This window comes from Nocardia concava NBRC 100430, assembly GCF_000308815.1.
In the GTDB taxonomy this organism is placed as follows: Bacteria; Actinomycetota; Actinomycetes; order Mycobacteriales; family Mycobacteriaceae; genus Nocardia; species Nocardia concava.
On the sequence record NZ_BAFX01000203.1, the window covers coordinates 47,642 to 68,747 of the forward strand.

The 21,106-nt window shown below is 67.6% G+C and carries 24 protein-coding genes; 12 read left to right on the plus strand and 12 right to left on the minus strand.

All coding sequences use genetic code 11. The annotated features are described in order from the left end of the window. Together ON43_RS40285 and ON43_RS40290 are read left to right on the plus strand one after the other, a co-directional pair. A complete protein-coding gene (locus tag ON43_RS40285; RefSeq protein ID WP_040816238.1) occupies positions 1 to 1,134 on the plus strand; it encodes a hypothetical protein in 1,134 nt (377 codons plus the stop codon). Then, positions 1,131 to 1,688: a hypothetical protein gene (locus tag ON43_RS40290; RefSeq protein ID WP_040816174.1), complete on the plus strand. Its 558-nt coding sequence runs from the start codon at positions 1,131 to 1,133 to the stop codon at positions 1,686 to 1,688. Before ON43_RS40285 ends, ON43_RS40290 begins: the two co-directional genes overlap by 4 nt. Here the strand turns inward: ON43_RS40290 and dprE1 are convergent. Then, the gene (dprE1, locus tag ON43_RS40295; protein ID WP_040816239.1) at positions 1,669 to 3,057 is read right to left on the minus strand and encodes a decaprenylphosphoryl-beta-D-ribose oxidase; all 1,389 of its coding nucleotides are present in this window, start codon (positions 3,055 to 3,057) and stop codon (positions 1,669 to 1,671) included. The genes ON43_RS40290 and dprE1 overlap by 20 nt on opposite strands. A 49-nt stretch (positions 3,058 to 3,106) precedes the next feature. Between dprE1 and ON43_RS45365 the strand changes: the two genes are divergently transcribed. Both ON43_RS45365 and sigJ read left to right on the plus strand, forming a co-directional pair. Then, positions 3,107 to 3,286, plus strand: a complete 180-nt coding sequence (locus ON43_RS45365; protein ID WP_157514425.1) for a hypothetical protein — start codon at positions 3,107 to 3,109, stop codon at positions 3,284 to 3,286. A gap of 214 nt (positions 3,287 to 3,500) precedes the next feature. Further along, entirely contained in the window at positions 3,501 to 4,397 is an 897-nt protein-coding gene (gene sigJ / locus ON43_RS40305) for an RNA polymerase sigma factor SigJ (protein ID WP_040816176.1), read from the plus strand. Positions 4,398 to 4,403: 6 nt separating this feature from the next. Here sigJ and ON43_RS40310 read toward each other — a convergent pair whose 3' ends face one another. Beyond that, positions 4,404 to 5,960 (minus strand): bifunctional 3'-5' exonuclease/DNA polymerase, encoded by a 1,557-nt coding sequence (locus ON43_RS40310; protein ID WP_245569054.1) that lies wholly within the window; start codon positions 5,958 to 5,960, stop codon positions 4,404 to 4,406. 58 nt (positions 5,961 to 6,018) lie between these two features. Between ON43_RS40310 and ON43_RS40315 the strand changes: the two genes are divergently transcribed. Beyond that, positions 6,019 to 6,726: an ADP-ribosylglycohydrolase family protein gene (locus ON43_RS40315; RefSeq protein ID WP_245569062.1), complete on the plus strand. Its 708-nt coding sequence runs from the start codon at positions 6,019 to 6,021 to the stop codon at positions 6,724 to 6,726. Between the two features lie 72 nt (positions 6,727 to 6,798). Here ON43_RS40315 and ON43_RS40320 read toward each other — a convergent pair whose 3' ends face one another. Then, positions 6,799 to 7,293 carry a carboxymuconolactone decarboxylase family protein gene (locus ON43_RS40320; protein WP_040816179.1) on the minus strand — a complete coding sequence of 165 codons (495 nt, stop codon included), beginning with the start codon at positions 7,291 to 7,293 and terminating at the stop codon, positions 6,799 to 6,801. 214 nt (positions 7,294 to 7,507) lie between these two features. Between ON43_RS40320 and ON43_RS40325 the strand changes: the two genes are divergently transcribed. Further along, positions 7,508 to 8,011, plus strand: coding sequence for a WKL family lipoprotein (locus ON43_RS40325; RefSeq protein ID WP_051180123.1), 504 nt, complete (start codon positions 7,508 to 7,510; stop codon positions 8,009 to 8,011). 53 nt (positions 8,012 to 8,064) lie between these two features. Here the strand turns inward: ON43_RS40325 and ON43_RS40330 are convergent, their stop codons facing one another. The 7 genes from ON43_RS40330 to ON43_RS40365 all read right to left on the minus strand — a co-directional run bounded on the left by ON43_RS40330 (position 8,065) and on the right by ON43_RS40365 (position 13,370). Next, positions 8,065 to 8,625 (minus strand): AAA family ATPase, encoded by a 561-nt coding sequence (locus tag ON43_RS40330; protein ID WP_051180125.1) that lies wholly within the window; start codon positions 8,623 to 8,625, stop codon positions 8,065 to 8,067. A 27-nt stretch (positions 8,626 to 8,652) separates the two neighbouring features. Beyond that, positions 8,653 to 9,039, minus strand: a complete 387-nt coding sequence (locus ON43_RS40335) for a hypothetical protein (protein ID WP_157514426.1) — start codon at positions 9,037 to 9,039, stop codon at positions 8,653 to 8,655. Between the two features lie 35 nt (positions 9,040 to 9,074). Further along, entirely contained in the window at positions 9,075 to 9,680 is a 606-nt protein-coding gene (locus tag ON43_RS40340) for a hypothetical protein (RefSeq protein ID WP_040816182.1), read from the minus strand. Between the two features lie 111 nt (positions 9,681 to 9,791). Continuing rightward, complete coding sequence (locus tag ON43_RS40345) at positions 9,792 to 10,403, minus strand: TenA family protein (protein ID WP_040816183.1); 612 nt, start codon at positions 10,401 to 10,403, stop codon at positions 9,792 to 9,794. 55 nt (positions 10,404 to 10,458) lie between these two features. Continuing rightward, positions 10,459 to 11,514 carry an NAD(P)H-dependent amine dehydrogenase family protein gene (locus ON43_RS40350; RefSeq protein WP_040816185.1) on the minus strand — a complete coding sequence of 352 codons (1,056 nt, stop codon included), beginning with the start codon at positions 11,512 to 11,514 and terminating at the stop codon, positions 10,459 to 10,461. A 33-nt stretch (positions 11,515 to 11,547) separates the two neighbouring features. After that, positions 11,548 to 12,435, minus strand: coding sequence for an LLM class flavin-dependent oxidoreductase (locus tag ON43_RS40355; RefSeq protein WP_040816187.1), 888 nt, complete (start codon positions 12,433 to 12,435; stop codon positions 11,548 to 11,550). A 458-nt stretch (positions 12,436 to 12,893) separates the two neighbouring features. After that, positions 12,894 to 13,370: a DUF3592 domain-containing protein gene (locus tag ON43_RS40365; RefSeq protein WP_157514427.1), complete on the minus strand. Its 477-nt coding sequence runs from the start codon at positions 13,368 to 13,370 to the stop codon at positions 12,894 to 12,896. A 153-nt stretch (positions 13,371 to 13,523) separates the two neighbouring features. On the opposite strand from ON43_RS40365, the gene ON43_RS40370 reads away from it, so the two are divergent. From ON43_RS40370 to ON43_RS40385, 4 genes are read left to right on the plus strand one after another with little or no spacing between them, the layout of a single operon-like run. After that, positions 13,524 to 14,891, plus strand: a complete 1,368-nt coding sequence (locus ON43_RS40370; protein ID WP_040816194.1) for a glutamine synthetase family protein — start codon at positions 13,524 to 13,526, stop codon at positions 14,889 to 14,891. After that, positions 14,872 to 15,615, plus strand: a complete 744-nt coding sequence (locus ON43_RS40375; protein ID WP_040816196.1) for a gamma-glutamyl-gamma-aminobutyrate hydrolase family protein — start codon at positions 14,872 to 14,874, stop codon at positions 15,613 to 15,615. Before ON43_RS40370 ends, ON43_RS40375 begins: the two co-directional genes overlap by 20 nt. Then, positions 15,612 to 16,973: an aldehyde dehydrogenase family protein gene (locus ON43_RS40380; protein ID WP_040816197.1), complete on the plus strand. Its 1,362-nt coding sequence runs from the start codon at positions 15,612 to 15,614 to the stop codon at positions 16,971 to 16,973. The genes ON43_RS40375 and ON43_RS40380 overlap by 4 nt, the downstream gene beginning before the upstream one ends. Before the next feature lie 28 nt (positions 16,974 to 17,001). Continuing rightward, complete coding sequence (locus tag ON43_RS40385; protein WP_040816198.1) at positions 17,002 to 17,766, plus strand: 3-oxoacyl-ACP reductase; 765 nt, start codon at positions 17,002 to 17,004, stop codon at positions 17,764 to 17,766. Positions 17,767 to 17,770: 4 nt separating this feature from the next. On the opposite strand, the gene ON43_RS40390 is transcribed toward ON43_RS40385, so the two are convergent. After that, positions 17,771 to 19,324, minus strand: coding sequence for an amino acid permease (locus ON43_RS40390; RefSeq protein WP_040816199.1), 1,554 nt, complete (start codon positions 19,322 to 19,324; stop codon positions 17,771 to 17,773). A 132-nt stretch (positions 19,325 to 19,456) separates the two neighbouring features. Continuing rightward, the gene (locus tag ON43_RS40395) at positions 19,457 to 20,029 is read right to left on the minus strand and encodes a TetR/AcrR family transcriptional regulator (RefSeq protein WP_040816245.1); all 573 of its coding nucleotides are present in this window, start codon (positions 20,027 to 20,029) and stop codon (positions 19,457 to 19,459) included. Between the two features lie 77 nt (positions 20,030 to 20,106). Between ON43_RS40395 and ON43_RS40400 the strand changes: the two genes are divergently transcribed. Next, the gene (locus ON43_RS40400; RefSeq protein ID WP_040816201.1) at positions 20,107 to 20,718 is read left to right on the plus strand and encodes a class I SAM-dependent methyltransferase; all 612 of its coding nucleotides are present in this window, start codon (positions 20,107 to 20,109) and stop codon (positions 20,716 to 20,718) included. Between the two features lie 5 nt (positions 20,719 to 20,723). Next, positions 20,724 to 21,080: a DUF2218 domain-containing protein gene (locus ON43_RS40405; RefSeq protein WP_040816203.1), complete on the plus strand. Its 357-nt coding sequence runs from the start codon at positions 20,724 to 20,726 to the stop codon at positions 21,078 to 21,080. Positions 21,081 to 21,106: the final 26 nt, after the last annotated feature.

A 21,106-nucleotide genomic window follows, 5' to 3' on the forward strand; every position in this document is an offset into this window, starting at 1 on the left:
ATGGACCTCACCGCCAACGGGCGCATAAAAGCCGCCGAGGCGAGCGCACCCGTCACCCTTCGCCCCTGGCTACCCGCGGCCATCCTGTTCGCGGCCAGCCTCACCTTCTCCATCGGTTCCACCTGGGATATCCAGTGGCACTCCGATGTCGGGCCCGACACCTTCTTCACACTGCCGCACCTGTTCATCTACGCGAGTGCGGCGGTGGCCGGATTCACCGGGCTGACGGTCATTCTCATCACCTCGGCGGCCGGGCGCGCCGGACGACGTGTGGACGGTGAACTGGGCGGGCCGGGCATCGGCGTGTTCGGGCGCACCTTCACCGCGCCGCTCGGGTACATGGTGGCGGCGCTGGGCGCGGCCTCGTTCCTGCTGTACGGACTGTGGGATCTGTGGTGGCACAGCCTCTATGGCTTCGATGCCGTCATCGATTCGCCGCCGCACATCGGATTGTTCCTGTCCAGCACGGTGATCTCGGTGGGCACGGTGATCGTGTTCGCGGCGGCCCGCTCCCATACCTGGGGACGCATCGGGGCGCTGCTCTCGCTCGCGCATCTGGCGACCAGCTCCACCGTGACCGCGCTGGCGGTGCAGCGGCTCAGCGCCGGGACCATTCGCTGGACGGTGGCGGTCACCGCGTTCATGGTGATCCTGCTGCTGATCGCGGGCGCGGGCTTCATCCGCTGGGGCGCGACCATCACCGCCGTCGCCGCCTCCGCCACCCAGGCCGTGTTCTGGTGGTTCGCGCCGTGGGCGGCGCGCGCCTACGCCGATTTCGTGGGATTGCCGATGCGAGAACACATTCGCGGCATCCCCGTCACCCCTGCTTTGATCCCGTTCTGCGTGATCCTGGTCGGCCTGGTGATCGACGTCCTGATGCGCTGGACCTCCCCCGATCCGACGCGCACCGCCCGCCTGGTCCCCACCCTGGTCGGCGCCCTCGGCGGCGCGATCATCGGCGGCCTCAATCCCGTTCAGGTCGTGCTGATCTATGACGCCCACTACCCGCGCGGCGAGGTCATCGTCGCCACGACCGTCGCCGCCGCCGTCCTCGGCGCGCTGGGCGGCTTCCTCGGCTGGCGCTTCGGCACCATGCTCCGCCTGACCGCTCCGAGCCAGGAGACTCTCGCATGATCAAGCGCCTGTTCGCCGCCGTCGCAACGCTGCTCGCGGTGTTCGCTGTCTCGATGGCCGCCGCCGGTCCGGCCTCGGCCTACGAGCCGGTCAATATCGTCCACACCGAACGCGTCCAGGCGGGACCGTATTCGCTGACCGTCGGTTTCAGCCAATGGCCTTTGCGGGCGATGCAATCCCTGGATTTCACCTTCATCCCGGATGGCGGTATCGCCGACAAGTCCGGCACCCTCACCGAGGTTCAGCCCAACGGCAAGACCCGCCGCATCGAGCCCCTGTCCCGCCACCCGCGCAAACGCGAGGACTGGGGCCTGGACGTCCGGTCCCTCGACCAGCAGGGAGCCTGGACCTTCCGCTTCGCGATCGACGGCCCCCAAGGCCCGGGCAAAGGCGAGCTCACCAACCTCACGGTCCTCGAACAGCCCGGTCCCCCAATGGGTTTGAGCTGGGCGATCAGCACCGTTCCGCTGATCGGCCTGATCGTCTTCCTGGCGTACGCCTGGCGACGCACCCGCCGCCAGGCAGCGGTTGCCCCTATCCCCCAGCCCGTATAGCGGCACCATCCTCGACGAGGTGGAGACGGCGGGACAGGTCGGACGCGAAGATCCGTTCGGGGTCGACGGCGTCCCGGATCCGTCGCCACTCGTCGAGGCGCGGATACATCGCACGGATCATCTCGGGCGTCGTGCGGGAGTCCTTGGCGAAGTAGAGACGGCCGCCCGCATCGAGAACCCGGCGGTCGAGTTCCGAACAGAACTCGGCCAGGCCGGGTTTCAGCGGGAAGTCCAGGCTGAGCATGAATCCGGGGTGCGGCCAGGACAGCGGGGCCGGATTGCTCGAACCCATCCGCTTGAAGACGTTCAGAAACGAGCGGTGCCCCGAGTGCGCGATGGCTCGAACCGCCTCGGCCAGTTGCTGTTCCGCGCCGAAGGGCATGGAGAACTGATACTGCAGGAAGCCGCGCCGCCCGTAGGCGCGGTTCCATTCACCCAGCAGGTCCAGGGGGTGATAGAACTGCGTCAGATTCTGGATCCGGCCGCGCGCGTGCTTCGGGTAGAACCGGTGGGTGACCTCGGCGGCCATCCGAATGGTGAGGTTGTTGACCATCCCGTTCGGGAAGATGTCGGGCACCGTGAACAGTTGCGGCGCATCGAATCTCAGCGGATCGCGGCGCAACTTCGCCGGCAGCTGATCTAGCGTCGCCAGCGACCCGCGACTGAACCCGGCCCGGCCGAGCTTCGCCCCGGCGCTGATGGTGTCCGGCACCGACATCGAATACTCATAGCCATCATCCGACCCGCCGGTGAGCAGCTCCATAGTCTCGTCGAGATTGGCCGTGCGGTCGTTGTCGACGATGAAATACGCGGTCTCGGTGTGCTTCATCCGAACTCGGGCCCGCACGATGATGCCGGTCAGCCCCATCCCGCCGACCGTCGCCCAGAACAGCTCGGACTCAACGCCATCCGGTGTCAGGGTCCGCACCGCCCCATCCGCGGTAAGCAGATCCATCGACAGCACATGGTTACCGAAGCTCCCATGCGAGTGATGGTTCTTGCCGTGAATATCGGAGGCGATGGCCCCGCCCACGGTCACCTGCCGGGTACCTGGCAAGACCGGCACCCACAACCCCTGCGGCAGTACCGCTCTCATCAACCTGTCGAGACTGACCCCCGCGTCCACATCGACCACACCGCTGTCGGGATCGACGTGATGAATCCGATCGAAGGCCGTCATATCGACAACCAAGCCGCCACCGTTCTGCGCGGGATCCCCGTAGCTGCGCCCCAGACCACGCGCGATCACCCCACGGGCACCCGCCGTACCGACGGCCCTTGCGACGGTGTCGAGATCAGGTGTCGAAAGCACCTGCGCCACAGACGATGCGGTCCGTGCCCACCCGACGAGCGGCCGTTGTTCGATCATCGATCCCCCTTTGATGAAATTCACGGTGGCCACCGTAATGGCGTCTCCTGTGAGGACCCTGACAGCTCGCCGCCGCCTCGGCGATCGGTGTCCCTACCCGAGAATCCGCCAAGCCACCGGCGCAGCCACCATCAACACCCCCAACACGATCATCAACGCGACAACCGTGCTCACCAAGCAGCCACCACCGCCCCCGCCCGCCAACCGCCCCGACTCCCGCGCCGCCTGATTGGCCCGCCGAGCCGCCTCGGCCCCCTGCCACCCCGGATAGTTCATCGCCATTCCTCCCGTTCGCGAATCCCATGACCTCCCAAAACTATTGGACACCCCTAACCCCCGAATCCGCCGAACTACTCATCACGCCTACTCACCCCTTCCCGTCCAGTGACCCAGGTCACAGTGTTGGGATGTCACGTTGCAGGGGTTGGTGGTGTCCTGAGGGCATGAGCACTGAGGAGCATGCTGAGCGGTTCACCGTCTTGCGGCCGTTGTTGTTCACAATCGCCTACGAGATTCTCGGGAGCGCGAGTGAAGCCGATGATGTGTTGCAGGACAGCTATTTGCGCTGGGCGGGAGTGGATCTCGCGACGGTGCGGGATACGAAGTCGTATCTGGCTCGGCTGGTGACTCATCAGGCGTTGAACGCGCTGCGGAGTAGTTCGCGGCGGCGGGAAGACTACGTCGGGCCATGGTTGCCGGAGCCGTTGTTGCTGGATGAGCGGGATGCCTCGGCGGATCTGGTGCTGACCGAATCGGTGTCGATGGCGATGCTTGTCGTGCTGGAGACACTGACGCCCGATGAGCGGGCGGTGTTCGTGCTCCGGGAGGTGTTCGGGTTCGATTATGGGGAGATCGCCACGGCGATCGGGAAATCCATCGGGACGGTTCGGCAGATCGGGCATCGCGCGCGGTCGCATGTGCAGGCGCGGCGCAAGAGGTTCGAGCCCATTGATACGGCGGAGATCGAGCGGGTCACCCAGCAGTTCATGACCGCGGCGGCGACCGGTGACGCCACCACATTGATGTCGCTGCTCGCCCCGGATGTCGTCTGGACCGCCGACGGCGGCGGCAAGGTGCTCGCGGCCGTGCACCCGATTATCGGGGCGGAGACGGTCGCCTCGTTCCTGCTCAACCGGTTCCGCAAGCTGGCGACGGCGCCGGGCAACCGGATCGACCTGGTCAATTGCAACAACCTGCCCGCGATGGCGCTGTACAGCAACGACCAGCTGCTGGGCCTGTACTTGATCGAGATCCGCGACGGGATGATCACCAACTTCTACGCCCTGCGCAATCCCGACAAGCTGGCCACCGTGTCGACCCCGCGTCGCATCAGCCGATAGCGCGGCTCATTTCGCGTCGGCGTAGCACTCGACTATCGCTGTGGTGAACGGGAATCGGACCGGGGTGGGGCCGAAGGCGAGCTGGCCCGCGGTGTCGGCGGCGGTGGCGATCACGGCGGCGACCGTTTCGGCTTCCGCCTCGGGGCAGTGGACGATGACCTCGTCGTGCTGGAAGAAGACCAGTTCGGCGCGGAGGCCCGCTTGGTGCATCGACTGGCGCAGGCCCGCCAGCACGAGCAGGGTCCAGTCGGCGGCGCTGCCCTGGACGACGAAGTTGCGGGTGAAGCGGCCTCGCGCACGGGCTCTGGGAGTGTTGGCGCTGTAGGCGGACCCGTCCTCGGCCTCGAACGACACCGCGGGTGGGCAGGTGCGGCCGAACCAGGTGCGGACCAGGCGGCCCTCCTCACCGGCGTGGGCGGCGTCGTCGACATAGGCGACGGCGGCCGGGTAGCGGCGGCGGAGTTCGGCCATGTGGGTGAGGGCATCGCCGGAGGTCTGGCCGTAGATCGCGCCCAGCATGGCGATTTTCGCCTGGGCACGGTCGCCGCCGAAGGCGCGGGCCGCGAGGTCCGCGTAGAGGTCCTCGCCGCGACCGGCCACCTCCATCAGGCCCGGATCGCGGGAGATCGCCGCCAGCACGCGGGGTTCCATCTGATCGGCGTCGGCGACCACCAGCCGCCAGCCCGGATCGGCGCGAATGGCGCGGCGGACCAGCTTCGGAATCTGCAGCGCGCCACCGCCATTGGTGGTCCAGCGGCCGGTGACGGTGCCGCCGGGCAGGTATTCGGGACGGAAGCGGCCCTCGTGCACCCACTGGTCGATCCAGGACCAGCCGTGCGCGGTGTACAGGCGGTAGAGCGACTTGTAGGCCAGCAGCGGCGCGACCGCGGGGTGGTCGATCTCCTGGAGCTCCCATTTCCTGGTGGAGGACAACAGGATTCCGGCGCGCGCGAACGCCTTGATGATGTCATTGGGCAGATCCGGCCGGACCCGGACGCCCTCGCCGAAGGCACGCGACACCTCATCGGCCAGCTCGGCCATGCGCCGCGGTTCGCCGCCGCCCGACATGCGTTCTCCCAGAACCGAATCGAGCAACTCCCGGTGCAGATCGGCGCGCCAGGGAATCCCGGCCCGCGACATCTCGGCGGCCACCAGCATGCCCGCGGATTCGGCGGCGAACAGCATCCGCATGCGCTCGGGATGTTCGGTCCGGGCGGTGCGGGCGAGCTGACCCGCGTAAACCTCGACCAGCGCGTCGAATTCGTCCGCACCCGACGGCAGCGGCACCGGACCCGATTCGAACAGGGTCGGCTCGGTGTCGGCCGCCCGGGCGGGCGCGTCCGGCGGCACCGGCAGGCGGCGCAGTCGAGCCCAGGCCGCCGCCAGCGAGCGCGGCTGCCCGGACTGCCCCTCCTCATGCCCGATGAGCAGAGCCTCCGCCGCCTCGACGTCATAGCACCGATCGACCCGCACCCCGGCCGCCAGCAACTTCCGATAGCTGCCCGCCGTCGACCGCCACACCCACCGCTCCACCTCCGGCCGCGCACCCACCGCGGCGGCCAACGACGGCTCCTCCACCACGGGTCCGGCAGGCCGCCCATCGGCCCCAGCGGACAGACCCGTGCCCCGCCCTCACCCGTCTCCGCGACCGCCCATCTCATGGACCCGAGTCTTCCAGCAGGCACAGACAACTCCGCGCACCCGCGCTGGCAGTTCCCGTGCACCCGCGCGTGCCGGGGTTGCGGGCGGCGGGTTCGATGGCGTCGGCTCGTGGGGCAATGGCGCGGCCATGCGGGTCGCACCGCTCGGGGCGTATTTCGCGGGGCAGCCGGATCGGGCGGCGGCGCAGGCGGCGCTCACTGCGGAGGTGACGCACCGACATCCGGAGGCGATCGTCGGGGCGATGGCGGTCGCCGTGGCCGCCGCCCAGGCCGCCGCGGGCCGTGGAAAAGGCTGCGCGCCAGAGGAATTGCTGCGAGCCGTGGAGCCCTATTTGATCGACGGCCGCACGTCGGCCGGTATCGGCCGGGCCCGCGAGCTGCTGGGCCGGACGGTCGCCGAGGCCGCTTACGAACTCGGCAATGGCTCCCAGGTCAGCGCCCAGGACACGGTGCCGTTCACGCTGTGGGCGGCCGCGACCTTTCTGACCGACTATCCCGCCGCGATCACCGCCTGCGTCGAGGCGGGTGGTGACGCCGACACCACAGCCGCGATCGTCGGCGGAATCGTGGCGGCGCACACCGGAATCGGTACCCGGGGCGACCGGCGCGGTATCCCGGAGGCCTGGCTGGCCGCGCGGGAGCCGCTACCCGCCTGGGTCGTGAACTGACCGCTTAACTGGCCTGACCACTTACCCGGCCTGACCGCTTAACCGGCCTGACTACTTACCCCGCCTGAGCGCTTAACCGGTTTGGCCGGTAACCGCCGCGAACATGCCGGGCTCGTAGGAGCCGCCCTTCTGATGCAGGATCACCGCCATCCGGTTGGCCGCGTTGATCATGGCGACCTGCGCGACCAGCGCGGCGATCTGGTCGTCGTCGTAATGCTTGCGCACCCGCGCCCAGGTCTCGTCGGAGACGCCCTCGTGGGCGTCGGCCAGGCGGGTGCCCTCCTCGGTGAAGGCCAGCGCGGCCTGTTCGGCCTCGGTGTAGACGGTCGATTCCCGCCAGGCGGCAACCAGATTCACCCGCAGCGCGGTTTCACCGGCGGCGGCCATGTCCTTGGTGTGCATGTCCACGCACCATCCGCACCCGTTGATCTGGCTGGCGCGCAGGCTCACCAGCTCCTGGGTGGAGCGCGGCAGGCTCGACTGCGTGAGCAGCATGCCGATATTGGCGAACCGCTTGGCGACCTTGACGCCGAATTCGTTGGCCATCAGGTCCAGTCGGGCTTCCATTGTGTTCTCCTTCGTTCTCGAGTGACGCCCATGAGGTGCCGGCCGACCGTTTTCCGTGACGCCGATGACCTGTGACACGCGACACACCCGACCCGCGACACCGGCGCTCAACTCTGAGAACTTGGTGTGGCTTCTGTGAGGATCCCGGTCGAATAACCGTCCGGTCGGGTACCGGCGCTGACTTCCGGGCGCCGGACCAGTAGCGTCGCCGATCGTGAAGAAGCATCAGAAGTTCGGGCGCATCGCGATCGCCACGCTGGCGGTCGTGACCGCGCTGGGGGTGTCCGCGTGTGGCAGCGGGGACAAGCCGGGCACCAAGCCGGCCAAGACCACCACCTCGAAAGCCGTCGCCGCCCAGTCCAACTACCCGCCCGTCCCGACCGCGGCGGACCTCAATGCGGAGCTGCAGAAGGTCACCGACCCGAGCGTCCCCAACGAGCAGAAGCTCGACGCTCTCCAGGGCGTCTCGGCCGACCCGACCCTGCCCACCCGCTTCGCCGACTTCTACAAGCAGAGCGGCGCCACCGTGACCGTCACCAACGTCACCGACCTGGGCAACGGCACCATCACCGCCGATGCCGACGTCTCCGTCAGCGGCGGCGCGCCGCAGAAGGCCGTGGTCCCCTTCGTCGCCGAGGACGGCAAGTGGAAGGTCCAGAAGGACTGGATCTGCAACATGCTCTCCCTGGGCAACCAGACCTCCCCCGCCTGCTCCTGATTCGGATCAGTGCCCGCCCGGGCCGGATTCTCGGCCCGGGCATGCGCGGTCTGTCAGCGAACGATCGGCTTCGCCTGCGCGAGAATCTCATCCACGGTCTGCTCGACCGTCAGATCCGAGCTGTCGAGCCAAAGGCCCAGTCGCGGTGTGGTTTCCCGCAACCCGGTATCCAGATCCGCCACAGTGAAGGTGCCGTACGCATTCTTGGCGCGCCCGGCCTCCCGCCGCTCCACCGCCTCCGGCTTCGGCGCGAGCACCACCACATACAACGGATCGGTCCGAATCTGCTCGATCAGGTACGGCAACATCTCCCCGAGCACCACATCCTGCACCACAGCCGTAAACCCTTCCCCCACATACCCATCCGCCGCCTGCGCCGCCAGCCGATGCCGCAACTTCAACTGCGCCACCGCTTCCTCGCTGGGCTCCGGCGACATCTCCTCGCGCCCACCCACCACAAACCGCCGGAACACGTCTCCCCGCACATGCGCCGACTTCGGCAACCGCTCCGCCAGCGCCTGAGCCACACTCGACTTCCCCGCCGCCTGAATCCCGGTAATCAGATACACCGCCGGACCACGCGAATTATCCGCAATCCCTTCCAATTCGGTCATATCCGAACGATAGCCGCAAGCCTGCCATCAGGGCCTTCGGGGCAACCGAAGCGGAGTGGTCGTGAACCAGAAGTCGGTCACGCTGGTCAGGTCTTTCGCATGCACGACAAGGGTGCCCGGCTTCGCTTCCGCGATAGCTTTCTCGACGACATCATCCGCGGTTCGGCGGCGGGCCGGATCGCTGAACCGCCAGGACGGCACCCAGACCTGCCCCGTGTCGGAAAGCGTTTCTCCGGTCAGCTCGGCTATCCGATCGATCACCCCGGCGGCCACCTTCGACAGCAGGTAGAGCCGGGAATCGGCATCGTCAGGTTCGAGCCGTTCGCCCAGGAGTTGGAAATACCACGATGATTTCGGGTGGGACAGATCGATGAAACCTTCGAGAGGGCCGTCGTACCACCCCAGTACGAGCACCCGCTGAACGATCAAAGCCTCGGGACGCATGCCGGTCAGCAATGTTCGTATTGACGGACGTAGGGCTGCGACTCGGGTAGGACGTTGTGCCCGGGGGTCTGGCAGCCGCCTACCACGACCTCGAACAAGGGGCCGTCGTTGTAGTAGGAGGGGCCGTTGGGGGTGTGGATCGTGTAGTCGACGACGGTGCCGGAGGCTGCCAGGTGGGGGAGGTGCAGGTCGGCGAGTTGTGTGGTTTCGGCGGGGGTGAAACCCAAGGGAGGAAATACGGTGACGCCGAGGGTGCGGCCTTCCAAGGGCGGATCGTAGACCGTCATCCGGTTGATGGTGACCGTTATCGGATCGCCATGGAAGCGGCGCGGAAGCTGTTGCGCGCCCATGACATTCACCACGGATGCGGCTTCGGCCCCGGTGGCGTCGTCTCGCAGCCGCACGTCGAGTTCGGCGGTGAAGTGTCTGCCCTTGTAGTGATCGAAGCGGTGTGACGCGTCGGTCACCCCCGGAAGGGCCCGGATGGCCGTCTCGATCTTGCGTGACCAGCTGTCATGCTCGGCCTGGGCGCGTCCTCGATCGAAATAGCCGCATCCGGTCAGGAGGACGGCCGCCATCAGCAGCACGAGGGTGGGCACGGTGGAGCGCATAACGCTGATCTTGCCCGCAATCGGCGTCGCGGCGCAGCCGTCGCAGCGCCCCCAGTTCTGTGGCCGCCTCGGAAAGATCAATGGGGAGAACGCTTCACAGCCGCCGGGTCATCACTCGCGGGTGAGGGGCACGTCCCAGAAGGCGAGTTCGTGGCGCATGCCGGTGAGGAACAGCTCTTCGGCGTTGTCGCCGCCGGCTTCGTCGAGCATTTGGGCGCAGCGGGCGGTCAGGGCGGCGAAGGCGAGGTCGGCGTAGGTATCGATCCAGCGTTGGTAGCGGGGGTCGGCGGGCGGGGATTGGGCGAGGATGGTGCCGAGGGTCGAGTAGCCCCACATGCAGGGGTAGAGGGCGGCCAGGCCGTCGGCGTAGTTGGCGGCCGAATTCAGAAGAAACGCGGTGTATTCGGTGCAGGGTTTGCCTTTGACGGCGTTGTCGAGGTCGGCGCCGAACTCGGCGGACAGGGAGCGGTGCAGGGAGAGTTCGTCGTGGAAGGTGGCGTGGGCGAGGTCGACCAGGTCGCCAAGCTGTTCGGCGGGGGCCTGCCAGGCCAGGCGGGAGAAGACGCGGACGTAGTCGAGCAGGAACAGGTAGTCCTGTTCCAGCCAGGAGCGGAAGACCGGCTCGGGGAGGTCGCCTTTCGCGATGCCCGCCACGGTCGGGTGCGCCAGTTGTTCCTCGACCAGTGGGCGGCCGAGCTGCTCCAGGTGTGCGGCAAGACTCATGCGAGAAGTCTCTACCACTCCCCCGTGCGATGGACCTCGGCCTGCGGGTGTGGGATCAGCGTGCCAGGTCCGGGTGGGCTCGGCCGGTGACCACGGGCATGTCGACGAAGGTCAGCACACCTGGTTCGGCGGCACACACATACGGGATCGAGTTCACGCAGTGGGCCGCGGTCACCACAATGCCGGGGTTGCGCTCGAGACCGGCGGCCACACTGACCGGATGCCAGCCGTGGATCGTCACGAAGCAGTCCGGGTCGCCCTTCACCTCCACCTCGAACCGGACGCCGCCGTCACCGTACTTCCAAGGCGGGTCGAGGTTTTCCTCACCCATCAGCCAGTTGACCGCGACCCTGACGACCTTGGTGTCGCCGACGAACGCCTCCCAGGCGAACCGCTGGGCGGCGACCTGCCCGGGCTGGATCTTGCCGATCGGCGAATCGATCGGTGCGGTCGCGACCGCCACCTCCCGGCTGCTGCGGATCTCGGCGTCGGCGAATCCCAGTGTGTCCAGGCACATTCGCACCGACTGATCGAACCCGTTGTCCAGCAACGCCAGCATCGGACCGTTCATGGCCTGTTCGGGCGACTGGCCGAAACCCATGATGTGGCGCACGACGTCGGGGGCGTTGTAGGTGCGGATGTCGGAGTACTCCTCACCGCGCACGAACGTGATCGCGCTGGACAGCCCCGTGAAGAACAGCGGCTGCTGCTCGGTGGCGCCGCCCGGGTCGATTCCGGTGCCGTGCAACGTCACTCCGCCTTCGAGGGCGGGCGCCGCCATCCGCTGCTTCTCCTCCGCCGTCGGCCAGAACCAGCCCAGCGGAGTGACGACGTTCTTGCCCGAACGCAGAATCGCCGCCACCTCTTGCGGATTCGGCATGAGGGGCGAGTACAGGACGCAGTCGGCGTCGATCGCGAGGATCTCGTCGAGGCTGTCGGTGGCGAGGACACCGATCGGGCCGATCCCGGCGAGCTCACCCGCGTCCCGACCGACCTTGGCCTTCGAATGCACCCAGCACCCGACGAGTTCGAGCTCCGGGTGCAGCTGGATCTGGCCGATCGCGGCCTGACCGAGTCCGCCGGTGGCCCACTGGATCACGCGCAGAGTCACCCCAGGAATAGAACCCGTTCCACTCCGGTGGCGTCAAGAGCGTGCGGCCACCACCTCCGCCGCCACCTCGAGGAATGTCAGGTCGGTGACGGCCGGAACCAGAATGAACTCATCGCACCCGGCCCGCTCCGCGCCGTCGAGAATGTCGGCGAGCACCTCGGGACTCGACGCCCGAGCCGAGGCGGCGATCCGCTCGGCCAGCTTCGGCCCGAGGAAGCCGAGATAGCGAGCGACGAAGGACCGCAACACTTCTGACGCATCGGCAACGCCCAGGGCAGTGAAGCAGCCACTGACCTTCCGTGGGCTCGTCGCACGACCGGCCTCGGCCCAACACCGATCGGCGAGCGCACCCACCTTGGCAATCTCCTCGGCATCGCCCGCAATGCTGAACCCGGAAATGCCGTCGGCCCACCGCGCCGCCCGGCGCATCGCCTTCGGCCCCATCGCGCCCGCGAGAATGATCGGCCCGCCCGGCTGCACACACTCCGGCCCAACCGGATCCGCCCCGTCGAACGGCGGCTTCCCTGCGAGCAATGACTTCAGCTCGGCCACTTTGTCATCGAGCTGCTGGTGACGTCCCTTGAAATCAGCACCGAGCGCGCGGTAGTCATGCTCGCGACCGCCGACCCCGACCGCCACCTCGAGGCGGCCGTTCGAGAGCTGGTCGAGAGTACCGATCTGCTGCGCGACCATCGCTGTCGAATGCTGCGGCAGTACGAACAGATTCGCCAAGACCTGCACCCGCTCCGTCACCGCCGCACAAGCCCCCAACGTCGCAACCATCTCCGGATTCGAGAACGTCACCCGCTCCCCCGCCGAAACACTCGAAAACGGCCCCGCATCAACCCGCCGAGCCCACTCGACCGTCGTACCCGGCCCATACCCGGAAGCCATCTGCGGAAGTGCGACACCGATCTTCATGTGCCGACTTTCTCAGACTCTGTCAAGGGCAGAGGCCGACCGGCGCCATGCACGGCGTCGGCTGCCGGGAGCCGGTCACATACCCGAGCCACATCGCCAGGTCGCTGAGCGCCTTGCCCGCCGTCGCAGCGGATCCCGATGCCGACGATCCGGAGCCGACAGAACCGGTATCGGCGGTAGCGGGAGTGGCGCCGACGGTGAGAGCCGCGGCCGCGACTGCTCCGATCATTGCCAGTCGCGCAGTACGACGCATGGGAAACCTCCGGTATGAACTCGCGACGCGCTCCACAGCCCGCGCGCTTCCGTCTCGCTGGCCTCGAAAAGTATTCAAACGCCAACATTTCACGTAGCCCCCAAATCCGGTGGCAACGACGGCACGGGCACTTCGACACGAGATCTCCACCTTCGAAGCGTGCCGACGCTCATAGTCTTGGGGCGCGGCCGCTTTCGCGTTGCCGTCAGAGGAGTGCGACGAGGATGAGGGTCAGCGCGATCAGGAAGAACAGGGCGCAGAGCGACATTGGGATGAACCAGAGGAGGAGGGCTGCGGGTTTGCCCTCGATGCGGAAGCGCTCCGGTTCGTCGGGGAGGTAGCGGATCCGCACGGTTTCGCCGGGTTCCCAGGAACGGCCCTGGTATTGGCCGCGCTGGGAGACGGGGACGAATTCGCCGTGCCGGCGGGTGGCCATCGTCCGGGTGACCGCGACGATCGCCGACTCGCGCAAGTCGCGGCCGTCGGCGGTGCGGTAGGCGACCACGGGGGCGGAGCTTTCCACGATGGTCTGCACGCCCTCGTCCATCACCTTCTTGGTGGTCCGCTCGACGTCGACGATCTCACCGGGGACGACGACGCCGTGGCGGAGGAAGCGCAGCCCGATTCGGGCGGCCTTGGCGCTCAGGGGCAGTGCGGCCGCACCGGCCATGAGAAGGAACACGGCAGGTATGAGCAGGTGCGACAACCCCGACCCCCAGAAAAGCTGCTGCGAACACGATCGCTGCGAATCATACGGGGATCTCCTCGGCAATTCGGGCACGCGTGAGGGGTGGGGTCGCCTAGCGTGGGCACGTTGACGTCGAGAGGGGTCGAGATGCGGGCCGGGATGTTGAGCACGGCGGAGCTGGTGCGGCTGGTGGAGGCGGGGCAGCTGGACACCGTGCTGGTGGCGATGACGGATATGCAGGGCCGGTTACAGGGGAAGCGTTGTTCGGCACGGTATTTCGTGGACGAGGTGCTCGATCAGGCGACCGAGGCGTGTAACTATCTGCTGGCCGTCGATGTGGAGATGACCACGGTCGAGGGCTATGAGATGTCGTCGTGGGAGACCGGGTACGGCGACTTCGTGCTGCGGCCGGATCTGAGCACGCTGCGACTGGTGCCGTGGTGGCCGGGCACCGCGCTGGTGCTCTGCGATGTGGAGCAGGTGACCGAGCACGGCATGCCGGGTCAGCCGGTCGCCGCCTCCCCCAGGCAGGTGCTGCGAGCGCAGCTGGATCGCCTGGCCGAGCACGGTTTACACGCCTACGTCGGCACCGAGCTGGAATTCCTGGTCTTCGACGACACCTACGAGGCCGCCTTCACAAGCGGCTATCGCGACCTGACCCCGGCCAACCAGTACAACGTCGACTACTCCATGCTCGGCACCGGCCGCATCGAGCCGCTGCTGCGCCGCATCCGCACCGAAATGTCCGGCGCCGGAATGTATGTCGAGTCCGCGAAGGGCGAATGCAATCCCGGCCAGCACGAGATCGCCTTCCGCTACGACGAGGCCCTGGTCACCTGCGACAATCACAGCATCTACAAGACCGGGGCCAAGGAGATCGCCGCCCAGGAGGGCCGCAGCATCACCTTCATGGCGAAATACAATGAGCGGGAAGGCAATTCCTGCCACATCCACCTGAGCCTGCGCAATGACGCGGGCGAGCCGGTCTTCGCCGACGGCGACGGCCCCTCCGCCCTGATGCGCCACTTCCTGGCCGGCCAGCTGGACTGCCTGCGCGAACTCACCTACTTCCTGGCCCCGAACATCAACTCCTACAAGCGTTTCCAGGCGGGCAGCTTCGCACCCACCGCCCTGGCCTGGGGCCGCGACAACCGCACCTGCGCCCTGCGCACCGTCGGCCACGGCCCGTCCCTGCGCTTCGAGAACCGCATCCCCGGCGGCGACGTCAACCCGTACCTGGCCGTCGCCGCCGCCATCGCCGCCGGACTGCACGGCATCGACCAGCACCTGCCCCTGGAGCCGGAATTCCACGGCAACGCCTACCGCTCCCACCGCCCCCGCGTCCCGCGCACCCTGCGCGAGGCCGCCCAGCTCTTCGGCGAGAGCAAGATCGCACAGAAGGCGTTCGGCCCGGAGGTGGTGCGCCACTACCGCAATGCCGCGCAGGTCGAGATCGATGCCTACGATGCGGCCGTCACGGACTGGGAGCGGATGCGTGGCTTCGAACGACTCTGACACCGGACGCAAGCCCGTCATCGGCCTGCCCACCTACTCCGAACGCACCCGCTTCGGCGTCTGGGACGTCGAGGCCGCGGTCCTGGCCCGCACCTACATCGACCTGACCGAGCGCGCCGGCGGCATCCCGGTCCTGTTGCCGCCCAGCGGAACCCCGCGCCCCGAACTCGTCGAACGCCTCGACGGCCTGGTGCTGACCGGCGGCGCCGACCTCGACCCGGCTCGCTACAACGCGGATCCGCACCCCGCCACCGGAAAACCGCGCACCGACCGCGACGAATCCGAATTCGGCCTGTTCGAACTGGCCCGCGCCGCGCATCTGCCGGTGCTGGCCATCTGCCGCGGCCTGCAACTGGTGAACGTGGCCCTCGGTGGCACCCTGCACCAACACCTGCCCGACGTCCTCGGCCACACCGAACACAACCGCGAGCCCGGCACATTCACCATCACCACGGTCTCGACGACCCCCGGCAGCCGGGTCGCCGCCATCGTCGGCCCCGAGGTGAAGGCGCACTGCCACCACCATCAGGCCATCGACACCCTGGCCCCCGCCCTCACCGCCACCGCCCACGCCCCCGACGGCACCATCGAAGCGGCCGAAACCCGCGACGGCCCCTTCCTATTGGGCGTGCAGTGGCATCCCGAGGAGAACGCGACCGACGCCCGCCTCATGCGGGCCCTGGTCGAGCAGGCCGCCATATACGGAAAGGAGCGCAACCCGTGACGACGACCGAGGTGGTCAATCCGGCCACCGAAACAGTGGTGGCCACCATCGAATTGGCCGACCAGGCCGTAACCGACGCCGCCATCGCCCGCGCCCAGCGGGCCTTCGAGGGCTGGCGCGCCGTCGCCCCCGGCGATCGCGCGCGCCTGCTGCGCCGCTTCGCCGAGGCCGTCGACGCCGAGATCGAGCAGCTGGCCCGGCTCGAGGTGAGCAATGCCGGGCACACCATCGGCAATGCCCGCTGGGAGGCCGGGAACGTCCGCGATGTGCTGCACTACAGCGCGGGCATGCCGGAACGCCTGCTGGGCAATCAGATTCCGGTGCAGGGCGGCGTGGACATCACCTTCTGCGAGCCGCTGGGCGTGGTCGGCATCATCGTGCCGTGGAACTTCCCCATGCCGATCGCGGCGTGGGGCTTCGGCCCCGCGCTGGCGGCGGGCAACACGGTGGTGCTCAAACCGGCCGAACTCACGCCCCTGACCGCGATCCGCCTCGGCGAGCTCGCCCTGGAAGCCGGTCTGCCAGAGCATGTCTTCCAGGTGATTCCGGGCAAGGGCTCGGTCGTCGGCCAGCGCTTCGTCACCCATCCCGCCGTGCGCAAGGTGGTCTTCACCGGTTCCACCGAGGTCGGCAAGCAGATCATGATCGGCTGCGCCGACCAGGTGAAGCGCGTGACCCTCGAATTGGGCGGCAAGAGCGCCAATATCGTGTTCGCCGACGCCGATATCGAGCGCGCCGCCGCCACCGCACCCTACGGCGTCTTCGACAATGCCGGTCAGGACTGCTGCGCGCGCTCCCGAATCCTGGTGCAGCGCAGCATCTTCGACCGCTTCCTCGAACTCCTCGAACCCGCCGTGCAGGGCGTCGTGGTGGGCGATCCCTCCAATGCCGATACCGAGATGGGCCCGCTCATCTCCGCCGCCCACCGCGACCGCGTCGCCGCCTTCCTGGAGCCCTCGACCAAGGTCGCCTTCACCGGCACCCGCCCCGACGGCCCCGGATTCTGGTTCCCCCCAACGGTTGTCCTCCCGTCCGGCCCCGAGGACCGCGTCCTCACCGAGGAGATCTTCGGCCCGGTCGTGACCGTCACCCCCTTCGACGACGAGGCCGATGCCCTGCGCCTGGCCAATGACACCGAATACGGCCTGTCGGGCTCGATCTGGACCTCCGATGTCGGCCGCGCCCTGCGCGTGGCCCGCGGCGTCGAGGCCGGGAACCTCTCGGTGAATTCGCATTCCTCCGTGCGGTATTGGACCCCGTTCGGCGGCTTCAAACAGTCCGGCCTGGGTCGCGAACTCGGCCCGGACGCCGCGCGCGCCTTCACCGAAACCAAGAACGTCTTCCTCGCCACCGAGTAGAGACCCCCATCCGAGAGAAGGAGAAACGTTGCAGCGCTTACAGGATCGAGTAGCGGTGGTCACCGGCGGCGGCAGCGGCATCGGGCTGGCCACCGTGCGGCGCTTCGCCCAGGAGGGCGCGAAGGTCGTGGTCGCCGATATCGACGCCACCAGCGGCGAGGCGGCCGCGGCCGAGGTCGGCGGCCTCTACGTGAAGGTCGACGTCACCGACGAGGAACAGGTCAAGGCCATGTTCCAGACCGCAGTGGACACCTACGGCGGCCTCGACATCGCCTTCAACAATGCGGGAATCTCACCGCCGGACGACGATTCGATCCTCACCACCGGCCTCGAGGCGTGGAAGCGGGTCCAGGACGTCAATCTGACCTCGGTCTACCTGTGCAGCAAATACGCCATCGAGCACATGCTCGAGCGCGGCAAGGGCTCGGTCATCAATACCGCGTCCTTCGTCGCGGTCATGGGCGCGGCCACCTCGCAGATCTCCTACACCGCCTCCAAGGGCGGCGTGCTGTCCATGAGCCGGGAACTCGGAGTTCAGTTCGCGCGCCAGGGCATTCGCGTCAATGCCCTGTGCCCCGGACCGGTCAACACTCCCCTGCTGCAGGAATTGTTCGCCAAGGATCCCGAGCGCGCCGCCCGCCGCCTGGTGCACATCCCCACCGGCCGCTTCGCCGAACCGGAGGAAATCGCCGCCGCCGTAGCATTTCTCGCCAGCGACGACTCCTCCTTCATCACCGCCTCGCAATTCCTGGTCGACGGCGGCATTTCCGGCGCGTACGTGACCCCGCTGTAGTACCTCAGGCGCCGACGGGGGCTTCGGTCCCCGGCGGTTCCTCCACGGTGCGCTTCGGCCCGGTGAACCAGCGGCGTGCCGAGGCGAACCACCAGATGGCGATCGCGCCGACCACACCGACCAGGGTGATGGGCGCGTAATTCACCGAGTTCCAAGTGAATCCGTCCACCCAGGGATAGCCGTGGTCATCGGTGGGCAGGATGAACAGGACGCTGATGATCACGATCCAGATCAGCGCGATCACACCGACCGGCAGATACCAGCGCCCCAATTGCCAAGGCCCGGTTTGGAATCGGTTCCCGTGCCGCAAGCGCAGCAGTACCGGAAGGCCGTAGGCGATGTACAGCCCGATGGTGGCCACCGAGGTCGCCGCGGCGTACGCGGTCGGTGCGTTGGCGGCCGGCACCAGCATCGACGGAATCAGCAGAATGAACGCGAACACCGACACGAACAGCACCGCGTTCACCGGCACCTTCCGCGCCGACAGCGCCGACCACAGCTTCGAGCCGGGCACCGCGCCGTCGCGGGAGAAGGCGAACAGCATTCGCGAGGCCGCGGTGACCGAGGCGTAGCCGCAGAACAATTGGGCCACCGCGGCGATGATCAGCAGGAATCCGGACCAGAACGAGCTCAGCGAATTCTGCAGGATGTAGATGACCGGATAGCCGCTGTTCTTCGTCGGATCCAGCGAGTCGTCCAGATTCGGAATCGCGAACGTCACCGCCAGAATCAGCAGATAGCCCGCGACCGCCGACACGATGATCGTATTGATGATCCCCTTCGCCGCCATCCTCGAGGCGTCGTGGGTCTCCTCCGACATATGCGCCGAGGCGTCGTACCCGGTGAACGTGTACTGCGCGTGCAGCAATCCGAGCAGGAAGCTGAACGCCACCCCGCCGAACCCGACCGCGCTGTTGTCCACGGTCTTGGTGAACACGAACCCGATGCTCTGATGGTGATCCGCGCCGAAACCGAGGATCAGCACGAACAGCGCCACACCGCCGACATGCCACCAGGCCGACACATTGTTGATGACCGCCGACAGATGCGGGCCGATGGCGTTCAAAATCGCGTGCAACACGATGATTCCGGCGAACACCAGGAAGATGGCCGTGCGATCGGTGCCGATATCCCACCCGATCACATTGAGCACCGCGGTCGTGAAAATCGCCGCGCCGTAATCGATGGCGGCGGTCACCGCGATCTGCCCGATCAGGTTGAACCAGCCGGTGAACCACCCCCACACCGGTCCGCCCAGCTCCGACGCCCACCAGTACAGGCCGCCGGAAGTCGGGTACGCAGAGGCCAATTCGGCCATGGCCAGCCCGACGAACAACACCATGAGCGAGACCAGCGGCCAGCCCCACGCCATGGTGATCGGCCCGCCGTTCTGCAGGCCGATGCCGTAACTCGCCAACCCACCGGTCAGAATCGAGACAATCGTGAAACTGATGGCGAAATTGGAGAATCCGGACCAGGACCGCGCCAATTCCTGTTTGTAACCGAGTTCGGCGAGCCGCCGTTCATCATCACCGGATGTGGGCTGGGTTGCGTTCATAGGTGCTCCCAAGTGAAAACGCCGCCCTCACACGGCGTTTGCGTGGAGCCCAGTGTGCGGTAATCCGGTCCGGCTCGCACGGCAACCCGGAAAACTGGTCGCCCGTGCAGTTTCCCGGCGGGCACACGCGGGTTACCCGGCGCGCAAACCCGACGCGGCCACCGCGACCAGCCGACCGACCGCGGCCTCGGAGCTGGCGTCCGCCGCCGCCGACAGCGCGTGCAAGCAGTAGGCGGCCAGCTCCTCCGGCGGGACATCGGAGCGGAGTTCACCCGCGGCCGCACCCTCCTCGATCAGCTGCCGGATGAGATCACGAAGCTGGTTGCGCGCGTTGACGATCTGCTCGTCGGGGTGCAGGAAGGTCACCAATTCCCGGTCGTGGCTGCCGGTTTGGTGGGCGATATGGGCGTAGGCGGCGAGCACGGCATCCAATCGGCCACCCGCACCGCCCTGACCGTCGCGCACCTTGACCAGCTCGCCGAGATGCGCGTCGATGCGCCGCGCGTGCCAGGTCCGCAGGATCGTCTCGACGTCCGGGAAGTACTTGTACAGCGTCGCCCGCCCGATCCCCGCCCGCTCGGCCACCTGCGACATGGTCACCCCACGCAGCCCCTGCTCGAAGGCCAGCGCCGCCGCGGCATCCAGGATCGCATCGCGGACCTGCATGCGATGGGCGTCGATGGTCTCGTTCCACAGCTTCGGCACAAAGCAACCATACAGAATGACCACCATATAGACACAGATGCTTGACCATAGACACTCTGTCTCGATAAATTCGAAGCATGCACCCGCACCCCGAGTACCACGACCCCGACGCACCCGACACCCTCTACGCGACCAAGCCGCCCTGGGATATCGACCGCCCCCAGACCGCCTTCACCGCCATCGCCGAATCCGGCGCACTGCACGGCCGGGTTCTCGATCTCGGTTGCGGCACAGGCGAACACGCGCTGCTCGCCGCGAGCCTGGGCCTCGACGCCACCGGCATCGACCAATCCGCGCAGGCCCTCGACACCGCCCGCCACAAGGCCGCCGAACGCGGCCTGAAAGCGACCTTCACCCGCCACAACGCCCTCGACCTGGCCGGCCTCGGCGAGACCTTCGACACCGTCCTGGACTGCGGCCTGTTCCACCTCTTCGACGGCGAAGACCGCACCGCCCTGGTCACGGGCCTGACCACCATCCTCAACCCCGGCCGCCGCTACTACCTGCTCGGCTTCAGCGACCGCCAGCCCGGCACCTGGGGCCCACACCGCCTGTCCCGCACCGACATCGAATCCGCCTTCCCCACCGCCGACTGGCACCTCGACTCCCTCGACCCCGCCACCCTCGACATCAACGCTCCCGGCCCCACCACGGTCGAGGCCTGGCTCGCCGTCCTCACCCGACGCTGACCGCCATGCCCGCCCTGGAGTCCCACATCAGCACCGACCGCCCCGCGCGCTATGTCCGGCAATTCCGCAAGCACGCCGAGGCCATGGCATCACCACGCATCCACCGACTCCGTGCCCATGCCGGAAAGCAGCACTCCCCCACCGATTTCCACCTCAGCATCGAAGGCACCGACACCCACACGACAGTCCGCTTCGCCCCGGCCGGAACCTGCACGCTCACCGCCACCGACGACACCCTGACCCTGCACATCGAGGCCCCCAACCCCGCCGACCTGGTCCGCCTGCGCGATCTCATCACCGCCGACCTCACCCGCTTCGGCCGCGGCACCCTCGACATCACGTGGAGCACTGTCGAATTCTGAAACGGAGCAGCCTCGCAGCCGAAGGA

Coding starts and splice junctions, on each gene's coding strand:
- ON43_RS40285 (WP_040816238.1), top strand. CDS start 1: ATGGACCTCACCGCCAACGGGCGCATAAAAGCCGCCGAGGCGAGCGCA.
- ON43_RS40290 (WP_040816174.1), top strand. CDS start 1,131: ATGATCAAGCGCCTGTTCGCCGCCGTCGCAACGCTGCTCGCGGTGTTC.
- dprE1 (WP_040816239.1), bottom strand. CDS start 3,057: ATGATCGAACAACGGCCGCTCGTCGGGTGGGCACGGACCGCATCGTCT.
- sigJ (WP_040816176.1), top strand. CDS start 3,501: ATGAGCACTGAGGAGCATGCTGAGCGGTTCACCGTCTTGCGGCCGTTG.
- ON43_RS40320 (WP_040816179.1), bottom strand. CDS start 7,293: ATGGAAGCCCGACTGGACCTGATGGCCAACGAATTCGGCGTCAAGGTC.
- ON43_RS40330 (WP_051180125.1), bottom strand. CDS start 8,625: ATGACCGAATTGGAAGGGATTGCGGATAATTCGCGTGGTCCGGCGGTG.
- ON43_RS40340 (WP_040816182.1), bottom strand. CDS start 9,680: ATGCGCTCCACCGTGCCCACCCTCGTGCTGCTGATGGCGGCCGTCCTC.
- ON43_RS40345 (WP_040816183.1), bottom strand. CDS start 10,403: ATGAGTCTTGCCGCACACCTGGAGCAGCTCGGCCGCCCACTGGTCGAG.
- ON43_RS40355 (WP_040816187.1), bottom strand. CDS start 12,435: ATGAAGATCGGTGTCGCACTTCCGCAGATGGCTTCCGGGTATGGGCCG.
- ON43_RS40370 (WP_040816194.1), top strand. CDS start 13,524: ATGCGGGCCGGGATGTTGAGCACGGCGGAGCTGGTGCGGCTGGTGGAG.
- ON43_RS40390 (WP_040816199.1), bottom strand. CDS start 19,324: ATGAACGCAACCCAGCCCACATCCGGTGATGATGAACGGCGGCTCGCC.
- ON43_RS40400 (WP_040816201.1), top strand. CDS start 20,107: ATGCACCCGCACCCCGAGTACCACGACCCCGACGCACCCGACACCCTC.
- ON43_RS40405 (WP_040816203.1), top strand. CDS start 20,724: ATGCCCGCCCTGGAGTCCCACATCAGCACCGACCGCCCCGCGCGCTAT.